At 34.2% G+C, this 10,896-nt stretch carries 9 protein-coding genes; 1 reads left to right on the top strand and 8 read right to left on the bottom strand.

The window, feature by feature from the left end; all coding sequences use genetic code 11:
• The first annotated feature begins 461 nt into the window (after positions 1 to 461).
• Positions 462 to 2,393: a sigma-54-dependent Fis family transcriptional regulator gene (locus ACQ3F0_RS26335; protein ID WP_428868800.1), complete on the top strand. Its 1,932-nt coding sequence runs from the start codon at positions 462 to 464 to the stop codon at positions 2,391 to 2,393.
• 192 nt (positions 2,394 to 2,585) lie between these two features.
• On the opposite strand, the gene ACQ3F0_RS26330 is transcribed toward ACQ3F0_RS26335, so the two are convergent.
• The 8 genes from ACQ3F0_RS26330 to ACQ3F0_RS26295 all read right to left on the bottom strand — a co-directional run bounded on the left by ACQ3F0_RS26330 (position 2,586) and on the right by ACQ3F0_RS26295 (position 10,729).
• Positions 2,586 to 3,839 carry an anaerobic sulfatase maturase gene (locus ACQ3F0_RS26330; protein ID WP_428868799.1) on the bottom strand — a complete coding sequence of 418 codons (1,254 nt, stop codon included), beginning with the start codon at positions 3,837 to 3,839 and terminating at the stop codon, positions 2,586 to 2,588.
• A gap of 155 nt (positions 3,840 to 3,994) precedes the next feature.
• On the bottom strand, positions 3,995 to 6,421 hold the full coding sequence (locus ACQ3F0_RS26325; protein ID WP_428868798.1) for an arylsulfatase: 2,427 nt from the start codon (positions 6,419 to 6,421) through the stop codon (positions 3,995 to 3,997).
• Between the two features lie 29 nt (positions 6,422 to 6,450).
• Positions 6,451 to 6,900, bottom strand: a complete 450-nt coding sequence (gene rpiB, locus ACQ3F0_RS26320; protein WP_428868797.1) for a ribose 5-phosphate isomerase B — start codon at positions 6,898 to 6,900, stop codon at positions 6,451 to 6,453.
• A 40-nt stretch (positions 6,901 to 6,940) separates the two neighbouring features.
• On the bottom strand, positions 6,941 to 7,891 hold the full coding sequence (gene pfkA, locus ACQ3F0_RS26315) for a 6-phosphofructokinase (RefSeq protein WP_428868796.1): 951 nt from the start codon (positions 7,889 to 7,891) through the stop codon (positions 6,941 to 6,943).
• Between the two features lie 11 nt (positions 7,892 to 7,902).
• On the bottom strand, positions 7,903 to 8,076 hold the full coding sequence (locus ACQ3F0_RS26310; RefSeq protein WP_428868795.1) for an aspartyl-phosphate phosphatase Spo0E family protein: 174 nt from the start codon (positions 8,074 to 8,076) through the stop codon (positions 7,903 to 7,905).
• A 336-nt stretch (positions 8,077 to 8,412) separates the two neighbouring features.
• Positions 8,413 to 8,808, bottom strand: a complete 396-nt coding sequence (locus tag ACQ3F0_RS26305) for an SCP2 sterol-binding domain-containing protein (RefSeq protein WP_428868794.1) — start codon at positions 8,806 to 8,808, stop codon at positions 8,413 to 8,415.
• A 45-nt stretch (positions 8,809 to 8,853) separates the two neighbouring features.
• A complete protein-coding gene (locus ACQ3F0_RS26300; protein ID WP_428868793.1) occupies positions 8,854 to 9,879 on the bottom strand; it encodes a zinc-dependent alcohol dehydrogenase in 1,026 nt (341 codons plus the stop codon).
• Between the two features lie 28 nt (positions 9,880 to 9,907).
• Positions 9,908 to 10,729, bottom strand: coding sequence for an SDR family oxidoreductase (locus tag ACQ3F0_RS26295; protein ID WP_428868792.1), 822 nt, complete (start codon positions 10,727 to 10,729; stop codon positions 9,908 to 9,910).
• Positions 10,730 to 10,896 lie beyond the last annotated feature (167 nt).

The following is a 10,896-nucleotide window of genomic DNA, read 5'->3' as shown; positions in this document are numbered from 1 at the left end:
TTAGTTTCATTTAACATATTGTTACCCTCCTATGTTTTTTATGGTAATTCTCTTACCGCCATATAATTTATAAAAGCAACAATTATGCCAACTAAAATAATAGTAATATAGTCGTAATTCTAAATAGGTTTTCATATCTTTTTTATGTTTTTACCAATTATTGTATTTATTTATTCTCATTACCGGGAATTTTTTCCCATTATTTTCCCTGTAATGAGAATTTCCCAATTATTTTTGTAAATAAGATCTTAAGAAGTAATTAATTTATACTATTATTCTATTTTTATTTACTTGGCTTTCACCTACTACATATGACCAACTTATCATTAGTCTTCGTAAGATAGACTTTCTACTACCAAAAATAATAATACTTTTTAAGTTGTTTTAGCCTGCCTTTTATGCTAAACTATGTTTGTGTATGTATAATTTTACACCACCTCTAAATATAGGGAGGAATCTTCATGGATACTTTTGAAAAAAAAACCAATATTACATTTGATTCTATTATAGAAGCTTCTTTGCGTAGAAGTAGAGAATATGGAATTAACGCCGAAAATCCTGAAATAAAAATATTGACTGGAGAATCTTTAGAAACTAAATTGGAACAAAACTCTGAACTTTTAAAGTTTGGAGAGCCAATTATTAATAAATTATTTGAATTAGTCAAAGGTACTCAATATGTCATTTCACTACATGACAAAGAAGGATATGTTTTATATATTGTGGGTGTTGATCCTAAAAAAGCTTATGAAGATTATTCTTTTACTATAGGTTCAAAATGGAGCGAAGATGTAGTGGGTACTTCCGGCTCCGGTCTAGCACTCATGCTAGATACTCCAATACAAGTTGTTGCTGAAGAACACTACTGTAAAAAACAATGGAACGCAACATGTTCAGCCGCCCCAATCCATGACAACAACGGCAATCTAATCGGATGTATTAATATGAGCGGTGAATTTGTTAAAAGCCATGAGCACACCTTAGGAATGGTTGCTTCTGCTGCTTTTTCCATTGAAAAACAAATTTCACTGTCACATTCTTATGAGCTTATAACCAATACACTTAACACTATTTCTGAAGGAATGATTGTATTGGATGAAAATCTTATAATAAAAAGTATGAGTAAATCTGCAATGCGAATATTAAATTTAAATAATAATGAAATTTACAAAAATAGCATTACTAATCTTTTTAATCCGCCTAATTTTTATGAAAATATTTTCAAAATAAAGCGTCCTTTTTCTTATCTGGAATATGAATTAAAGTTAAATAATAAAGTTTTTCCTCTAAATATATCTATTACACCTATGGAGGTAAAAAATAAGGTTATTGGAGCAATTATTCTATTCAGAGAATCAAAGGCTATAAATCATGTAGCAAACATGATTTCAGGAAATCAGTCTAGGTATACATTTAGAGATATCATTACAAGTGATGATAAAATCAAAGATATAATTACTATAATGAAACAGATATCTACCTTTAATTGTAGTGTCTTAATTGAAGGGGAAAGTGGTACTGGAAAGGAGTTATTTGCTCATTCTATTCATAGTGAAAGTAACAGAAGAAAAGGACCTTTTATTGCTGTTAACTGCGCTTCACTTCCTCAATCATTGGTGGAAAGTGAACTATTTGGCTATGAAAAAGGAGCATTTACTGGAGCACTTAATTCCGGAAACCCTGGAAAATTTGAATTAGCAAATGGTGGAACTATTTTTTTAGATGAAATTGGTGAATTACCTTTAGATATTCAGGCAAAATTATTACGTGTTTTAGATACTCATCGTGCTTTACGTATAGGTGGTAAAACAGAAAAAGAACTGGACATCCGAGTAATTGCTGCAACCAATCGTAATTTAGAGGAAGAGGTTAAAAATAACAATTTTAGAGAAGATTTGTATTATCGTATAAATGTTTTAAAATTCAAAATCCCCCCATTAAGGGACCGCCATAAGGATGTTATCAAATTATCTCACTTTTTCTTAAACAAAATAACATCACAGCCATACATCCCCGATAAAGTTTTTTCCTCTGAATTTCTTATTGCACTAACAAATTATACTTGGCCAGGAAATGTGCGGGAGTTACAAAATGTTATTTCTCGTGCTTACTATACCTGTAAGGATTATACTATCACTTGTGATAATCTCCCAGAGAATATTTCAAGATATTCTTCTGACCAACATAGTACAGAAGAAACTTTACCTATTCAGCCATTAGCAATTCATAAAGATATCACTACTTCTATAAATGAACTAGAAAAAGAACTGATTGAAAATGCATTAAAAAAACATAATGGGCACATCATTAATGCAGGAAAAAGTATTAATATGAGCAAATCATCAATTTATAGAAAAATAAAAAAATATAATATTAAAACTAATTATTCATAACAAACACTTTCCAAATATCACTGCTTTATTCTGTTTTTATTTTACTAACTTTTCTACGAATCAAGAATCTAATTTTCCTTGCTTCAGATCAGATTTCCGATGCACACAGCCCATTTTCAGCTATTTGCATCGGAGAATCAATCACTCTTGTAAGCATCATGAAATGAGTTTTCACTTTTGATTGTATACATTCTAATCATTGAACATTATAATAGGGCCTTTTTGCAATTCCATCACTTTAGAAGCTGGTAATCCGTTTTCAATCAGTTGAACCATAGCTTTCATATAGCGATGAATATAAGTGTAGTATTTCTTATATCCTTCACATAAATAATTTGTTGCAAAGTTATCTCCTTGATATTGTACAAAACGATGTTTTGGACATCCTCCTCTACACGCAAATAATACTTCGCAATTTCTGCACTTTTGGGAAAGCTTCTTATTTTTCACTTCACCAAATTCCATCTGCTGCTTTGATTTTACCAACTGCATAGGATCATCTATCAATATATTTCCTAACCGGTAAGATGGATACATAAAATGATCACAACTATAAATATCTCCATTATGCTCAATAATCACACTTTCTCCACATTTTTCAGCGTAAGTGCACATAGTTGCCCCAAGTCCCATCCATGCAGGCAAAACAACTTCAATATTACTAATAAATATTTTTCCTACGTCATTTTTCACCCATTGGTCAAAAACTTCAACCAAAAACTCACCATAAGCAATTGGCTCTACTGAAAAAGAAGTAACTACCTCAGACAATTTACCTTCTCCCGCAACTGGAGGCAATGCATAATTTAGGTTCATCTTCATAGCCTGTTCATCTGGAACCCGTTCTACCAAAGGGGTAAACTGTATATGCCGTACCCCCATTTGCTTGAAAAACTGATAAATACGCTTTCCATAGCGCGCACTTTCTTTGGTAACACACATTAAAACATTAAACTCAATCTGATATTTTTTCAGCAGCTTAATGCCTGCCACCACTTCATAAAAAGTAGACTTCGCCTGACGATTTACACGATATTTATCATGGAAAAATACTGGTCCGTCCAAGCTAATTCCCACCAGAAAACCATTTTCTTTTAGAAATGCACACCACTCATCGTCTAACAATGTTCCGTTTGTTTGAATAGAATTGATAATTTTTTTTTCGCCAGCATACTTCTTTTGTAAGTTAATAGCTTTTTTATAATAATCAAGCCCTGCCAGCATAGGTTCTCCACCTTGCCATACAAAAGATATTTCTGGAATAGACTGGCTATTAATATATTTTTTTATATATGCTTCCAGCACTTCATCATTCATAAGGAACTTTTCGTTCTGATCGAACAATTCATGCTTTTCCAAATAAAAACAATATTTACAATTTAAATTACATATAGGTCCCATAGGCTTAGCCATCATATGAAAACCTCTTTGACCCGTCATTTTCATTCTTCCACTCCTTTATCATAGTGAAGAGACATTCATAAAATCACTTTGATAGCACCACTTAGGAATCTAAATCTCTCCATTCGGCTCAATCAAAAACGGCGTTCTACAGAAATTATACTCATAGAACAATTTATTTCTTTATTCAATGGATACGTTTACTTGTACCAATCGTCACCAATATTGATATGGACATCGCCAAGTTTACCATTGAACTTAAATTCATCTGTATAATCATCACTTACCTTAGACCCTATATCTTCTCCAAAGCTGATATAGTCATAAGAGAACAACAGTGGTAAATGTCTGATATCATCCCTTGCAACTTCCTTACCGTTCAGCTTTAGGATCGCTGTACCATTAGCTAAGCCCTTTTTCTGATACTCTACTTCAATATCATTCTTGCCTTTAACTAATGGCTTAGAAGAAACCAACTTCTGAAAATCTGTACAATAGTTGTTTACATAAACCAACTTGCCATCCTTTACATAAAGCCCATAGCCACCATCAATACCGCCGTTTGCAAGGATTACCCCTTCCGGATTTGCGCCAACTTCAATAGTTGTTTTGATGATATGAGATACTGCATTAGTAGGAGCTGAAGCCATTGAGAAGAAGCTTCCATCTTCAGGGTTATAAGTATATTCCTTTGCACTCAAGGGGCTCGTAGGTGGCTTGTACCATAATATACCTATACCAGCATATCCACTGCCTTCCACCTTATGGGTCATTGCCTGTATTATTTTCAAGTACTCTGCTCTCTCTGCAGATGATGGTTTTCCTCCATTTTGTATTATATTTAGCACTTCCTTAGCAGTCTCGCCATAACGTTCTATCAGTACTTCCGGCTTTACACCATGGACAAAATCCATAACTAGGTTTTGTGAGTCTAGTACTTCCACTTCAACTGTTTCGAATTCTTTCAGCATTTCTGCCAACTTTTCAGGCATTTTTTCTGCCAGATTATACTTTTGAGTCGGATCATTTATAGCATCATACAGTTCCCATTCTCTGGTCTTTGGATTGGTTACAATCGTATAATCTTTATTGATATAGGTTCTGTCCATCATCATCATCATAGCAACTGATTCTCTTGAGTTTGTCATCGGATTGCTGGATTCAAAACTTTCCTTAAAGCTGATACCCTGCATTGGCTCCTGCTTTACATCATTTACTTCCTTCAATTTCTCTACCCCAACTACATCCAATATGGTTGCAGGGACATCAGAAACTGCAACCAACTCCTTGCAAAGTCTTCCTGGTTCCTTGATTCCTTCTTTCCAGCTTGCAATACAAAGTGTACGAATACCCCCGTAATGTGCAGTACCCTTATAATGTCTGAAAGGTGTGTCAGATACCATTGCCCAAGCGCTATTGTACTGAGTACCATATGCCTTGCTACCAAACTCATCGAGGTGTGCATACATATCATCAAAATCACGTTTATAAAGGTTTTCGTTGTCATGTGCAATCAGCGTTCCATCTGGGCCGGCATTGGAGTTTGCGCCGTTATCAGACACTATAACAAAGAGTGTATTGTCATACTCGTCTCTCTTTTTCAGTTCATCTAAAAACTTACCCAACTGGGCATCGGTATGCTCCAAGAAACCAGCATATACTTCCATATGCCTTGCTGCTACTTCCTTTTGTTTTTCATTAAGAGTACCCCAGCGTTCTGCCTTAAAGGTTTGTTCCGGCATCTCTGCATCTTCGGGGAAAAGACCCAGTTCCTTTTGCCTTTTAAAGATTTTTTCTCTTTCAACATCCCAACCTTCATCAAACTTACCCTTATACTTTTCAATATAATCCTTTGTTACATTGAAAGGGCCATGCATTGCACCTAAAGCTACATATGAAAAGAACGCCTCATCATCATTTGTAGAATCAATATATTCTAATGTTTTGTTAAAAATATCCGTTGTCATGTGGTAATTGGGGTCAGAAGTATCTGGCACTATAAATTTATCACCTTCGAAAATACCTCCTGGTTCAAACTGATTAGTTTGGCTTCCTACAAAGTTATAGTTCATATCGAAGCCTCTACCGGATGGCCACTGCTGTTTGTTTCCATCTGGAGTGAAGTTGTCATAAGAAGATAAATGCCACTTACCAACAGCCATGTTATTATATCCTGCTTCTGTTAAGGTGTGTGTAATAAAACCATGTTCTGGGTCAACGTTCCCCTGTATATTCGGTACCAGCGAACCTGCTGTAACATCAGAAACGCTACCCATACCAATAAAGTTAGATTCACTACCAGTCAACAGGGATGCACGGCTAGGAGAGCTCATGGGGCTTGTTATATAATTCGTGTACTGAATACCATTTTTCGCTAATTTATCCATGTTGGGTGTATTAATAGAAGAACCGTAACATCCTAAATCTCCAAAGCCAACATCATCTAAAACAATGTAAACAACATTAGGCTTTTCTCCATTTTCCCCTGTAATATTCCCAGTGGACAATGGCGAATCTGGAGAAGTTACCGGAGTTTCTTGATTGCTGCTGCATCCACTCAAAGTTGCTGCCATAGTAAGGGCAGAGCCAAATGCAACCGTCCTTTTGAATAAATTTCTTTTTTTCATACTTCTCCTCCTTTTATTTCACAAACTCTTTATTTACAATTTTGCTCTTCTATCCTAGCTATTTTTTCTACTCTTCTTTCATGCCTTCCACCTTCAAATTTTGCACCAAAGAAAGTATCTACAATATCCAAAGCAAGTCCTACACCTACTGTTCTTTGTCCTAAAACTAATATATTTGCATCATTATGTTCCCTACAAGCATGAGCACTAAAAGTATCACTGCAAAGTGCTGCTCTTATCCCAGACACTTTATTTGCAGCTATAGAAATTCCTATTCCTGTTCCACAAACAAGAATACCAAAACCCGATTTTTTGTTTTTAACATCTTCTGCTACTTTTATTGCATAATCAGGATAATCACAAGATTCTTCTGTAAATGTCCCAACATCAGTAATCTCATATCCTTTACCTTTTAAATGGTTTAATATTTGTTCTTTCAAAGGAAAACCACCATGATCACTTCCTAATGATATTTTCATAAACTCTTCCCCTTCCCTAATCATACATAGATTAAAATAATTATAAAAGTAAATTCAGCAAATCATATTCCTTATCTTTTTCAATATTTTTATTGTTTATATCGCTAAAATTTACATCTATTATCTCATTATTTCTAATTCCAACAGCTCTTCCTGAAACACCTTTTATTAATAATTCTACTGCTTTAGCCCCCATTTTGTTAGCTAATACTCTATCCAATGCAGACGGATTTCCTCCTCTTTGTACAAATCCTAAAACTGTAGTTCTTATACTTATCTGAAGTTTTTCCTCTATGTATTCTTTTAGTTCTTCTATACCATACATTCTTTCAGTTATTATTATTATATTATCAGTTTTTCCTCTACTTATATTTTCACTTAATTTTATGCAAATAGTTTCAAAATCTAATTTTCTTTCAGGAGTAGATATTATTTCTGCTCCTCCTGCTAAAGCTGAATATAAAGCTAAATCACCGCAATATCTTCCCATCACTTCTATAATAGTAGTTTTTTCGTGAGAAGAATCTGTATCCTTTATTTTACCAATACACTCTAAAACAGTATTTAAAGTTGTATCAAATCCTATACAGTAATCTGTATAAGATAAATCATTATCTATAGTTCCCGGCAATCCTATAACTTTTATTCCTAATTTGCTAAGCTTCTCAGCTCCTTGAAATGAACCATCTCCACCAATTACAATTACACTATCTATTCCGAATTTCTTTAATATTCCTAGTGCTTTCCTTCTGACCTCTTCCTCCATAAATTCTAAACATCTAGCTGTTTTAAGTATAGTTCCTCCTTTTTCTGAAATACTATCAACTATAAAATTATCTAATTTAATCAATTTCTCTTCTACTAACCCTTTATAACCATGTTTTATTCCAAAAACTTCTATATTATTGTTGTTTGCCACTTTTACTATTGCTTTTATAGCAGCATTCATTCCTGGAGCATCTCCCCCACTTGTTAAAATGCCAATTTTCATATATTCCACCTCTAGTTTTTCATAAGTTTTGAAGAAAAAAAATAATTACTAATAAACTTATCCAAAACTTGACTAACTTCAAGTATTTCATCTGTCAATAAATTTGGAAGATTTTTTTCGATTAGCTTATTCAATTCATTTTTTTTTTCGTTTATTTTAGATTTATGTATTTTTATTTCATCCATTTACATCTCCCCCTGTTATTCCTCAAATTATTCATGGATTTATATTTCAACTTTAATATAAAAAATAACATATTTTACTTTTTTTACTTATTAGGTGGAATGATATCTGTAAGCCTATGTTCTAATTTTCAACGTTCATTAGGAATTTACTTTTGTTTCATGAATAATTGATTTATATAAAGTTTGTAATGCTTGCGGTAAACTTTATTTATTAAAGTGTTTCGAGGTTGCTTTCACATAAAAATCAAAAACAACCTCGCTTATTTTTTATATTTGAAATGAATTACAAAAATTGTTTAATGAAATTTTATTTAATCTAATAATCCCAACGATACTCTAAAATATGGTTGGAATAGCACGTTGTACCTTTTCAACACGGTTATATATACCAATGAGCCCCATTGCTTTCATCATATTGCCTTTAAGTTTAAATTTACCATTTATGAGCGCTTTACTTCCATCTAATTCCTTTAAAATTACCTTTTGAAATATTTCATATGGCGCAAATGCCTTGAACTCTGCTTCAGGTTGTTCGCCTTCACCCACTTCGTAGCTTACATAAGTTGACTTTTTAATCTTAAATAGCATCCATTTACTTGTCCCATCTGGGCACCCTTCTACTACTTGCATAAATTCTGTGGTAACTCCACCTTTTTTGCAAAACTCTGCTTTAAGGGAGTCCTTCATTAGTTTTTCCCACTCAGGGCTTAAAAATTTGACTTGTTCTATCATATTCATGTCCTCCTAATATATTTATTCAATTTCCCATTTTACATATTACGGTAAAATAATACCTTTAATATAGCTTGGGTCACCACTGGCCATTAATTCAAACCCTTTACCTATATCTTCTAATGAGAATTCATGACTAATAAGTTTCTGGAGTGGTAATATACCGCTAATATAAGCATTTATACCCGCTTTGGCTGTTTTAAGATAATCTTCACAATACCAAGGATGTGTTGAATGTAAAATTGGAGAACGGAACATCAAATCATAACCAATCTGCGGATCCCACTTTTCCTCTCTGCCGTATACAGAAGGAATTAAGATTTTACCACGCCCTGCATATCCATACATATCTGCATGACGGATAATAGAGGTGGCAGTTTTTAAACCACGCAAACTACCTGTAATTTCTACAACAACATCTACACCTGCATTATTGGTAATTGCATTAATTTCTGCATCCATATCTACATTTTTAGGATTTAAAGTAACTGTAGCACCAAATTCTTTAGCAAGCTCTAGTTTGTTATCTAATACATCAATAGCAATAATATCACTTGCACCGCTATGCTTTAATCCTGCTATAGTTAGTAATCCCATCATGCCACACCCTACTACAGCTACTGTATCCCCTAATTTGGGATTTGCCACCTGTACAATATTCGAAACACAAGTAAGTGGTTCAGGTAAACAATACTTTAAATCTTTTACTGTTTTTGGTACAGGAACACACATTGCACCAATTGCCACAATATGAGAAGCAAATGCAGGGGCTATAGGTCCACCTACATAATCTCCTACTTTTAAATGAGTAACCCCACTTCCAACTTCTTCTATAATACCTACAGGCTCATGTCCTAGAGCAAGAGGATATTGTAAATCCTTAACCATAGTAAAATGACCATATTTATCATAACCCATAGCACTTTGACCATAATAAGTCGGCATATCAGAATGGCAAAGACCAATAGATACCACTTTAATAAGAACTTCATGCGGAGCAATTTTCGGAATTTCTTCCTCAACAATTTCAAACTTCATTGGCGCTGTCAAAACAGCAACTCTTCTTTTCATTTAGCATACCACCCTATATATATTTAATTTACCATATCGTGTATCCACCATCTGCAATTACATCTGAACCAGTCATATAGCTAGATAAATCGGTAGCAAGCAGTGCGATTACGCCAACAATTTCATCCAACGTACCATATCTCTGCATAGGCACTGTACTTGAAGTGAAATCCAAAAACTCTTTGGGAAGCTGATCGTGCAGACCCGAAAGGATATAGCCAGGACTGATACTATTGATGCGGATACCATGCTCTACATAGTTGATAGCTAGAGCTTTTGTCATATGTTCAACCGCCGCTTTTGTAGCAGTATAGGCAACCATGGTTAAATTATTTGCAGGAAATTTGTTGACGATGGATGCAGACATAGATGCGGTTATGATAATTGAGCCTCCATGGCCATGCTCTTTCATAATGTTTGCACCCGTTCTCGCAATCAGCAGCATACCTGTTTGATTGACGGCAAGCATTTTGTTCCATGACTCAAGGCTGATATCACAGTTGTCATCCATTGTACCAATGCCCGCGTTGCTGTGTACAATATCAATTGTGCCAAATTCTTTGACAATTTCATCATACATTTTGATGACTGAAGCTTCGTCGGAAACGTCTCCAACAATTGGTAAAACTCTTATGCCATATCTTTCAGAAATATCCTTCGCACATTCTTTGAGCTGTTGCTCCTTCGGTTGAATATCCATAATTGCAACATCGGCACCCAATTCAGCCATTGCTGCCGCAGAGGAACGTCCAATACCGCCTGCTGCACCAGTTACAAATGCCTTTTTACCTTTTAATGAAAATTTTTCTATAATGCTTGGAAGTTCACTAATTTTTAAAACTTTACCCATATCACTCACTTCCTCTAATTTTTTATCTGATAATACATAAAAATTCTACTTTCTTGCAATTGCTTTCTTTGCTTTTTTTACAATATCTTCTGCTGTTAAGTTATATTCTTGCTTCAAGAAATCTACATCGCCAACTTGTCCAAAACGATCGTTTACTGCAACTTTTT

It is taken from the genome of Clostridium sediminicola (assembly GCF_050402865.1).
Lineage (GTDB): Bacteria > Bacillota > Clostridia > Clostridiales > Clostridiaceae > Clostridium_AF > Clostridium_AF sediminicola.
Note: the sequence above shows the minus strand (reverse complement) of the source record. Positions and strands in the feature narration are given on the sequence as shown.

Coding starts and splice junctions, on each gene's coding strand:
- ACQ3F0_RS26335 (WP_428868800.1), top strand. CDS start 462: ATGGATACTTTTGAAAAAAAAACCAATATTACATTTGATTCTATTATA.
- ACQ3F0_RS26330 (WP_428868799.1), bottom strand. CDS start 3,839: ATGAAAATGACGGGTCAAAGAGGTTTTCATATGATGGCTAAGCCTATG.
- ACQ3F0_RS26325 (WP_428868798.1), bottom strand. CDS start 6,421: ATGAAAAAAAGAAATTTATTCAAAAGGACGGTTGCATTTGGCTCTGCC.
- rpiB (WP_428868797.1), bottom strand. CDS start 6,900: ATGAAAATATCATTAGGAAGTGATCATGGTGGTTTTCCTTTGAAAGAA.
- pfkA (WP_428868796.1), bottom strand. CDS start 7,891: ATGAAAATTGGCATTTTAACAAGTGGGGGAGATGCTCCAGGAATGAAT.
- ACQ3F0_RS26310 (WP_428868795.1), bottom strand. CDS start 8,076: ATGGATGAAATAAAAATACATAAATCTAAAATAAACGAAAAAAAAAAT.
- ACQ3F0_RS26305 (WP_428868794.1), bottom strand. CDS start 8,808: ATGATAGAACAAGTCAAATTTTTAAGCCCTGAGTGGGAAAAACTAATG.
- ACQ3F0_RS26300 (WP_428868793.1), bottom strand. CDS start 9,879: ATGAAAAGAAGAGTTGCTGTTTTGACAGCGCCAATGAAGTTTGAAATT.
- ACQ3F0_RS26295 (WP_428868792.1), bottom strand. CDS start 10,729: ATGGGTAAAGTTTTAAAAATTAGTGAACTTCCAAGCATTATAGAAAAA.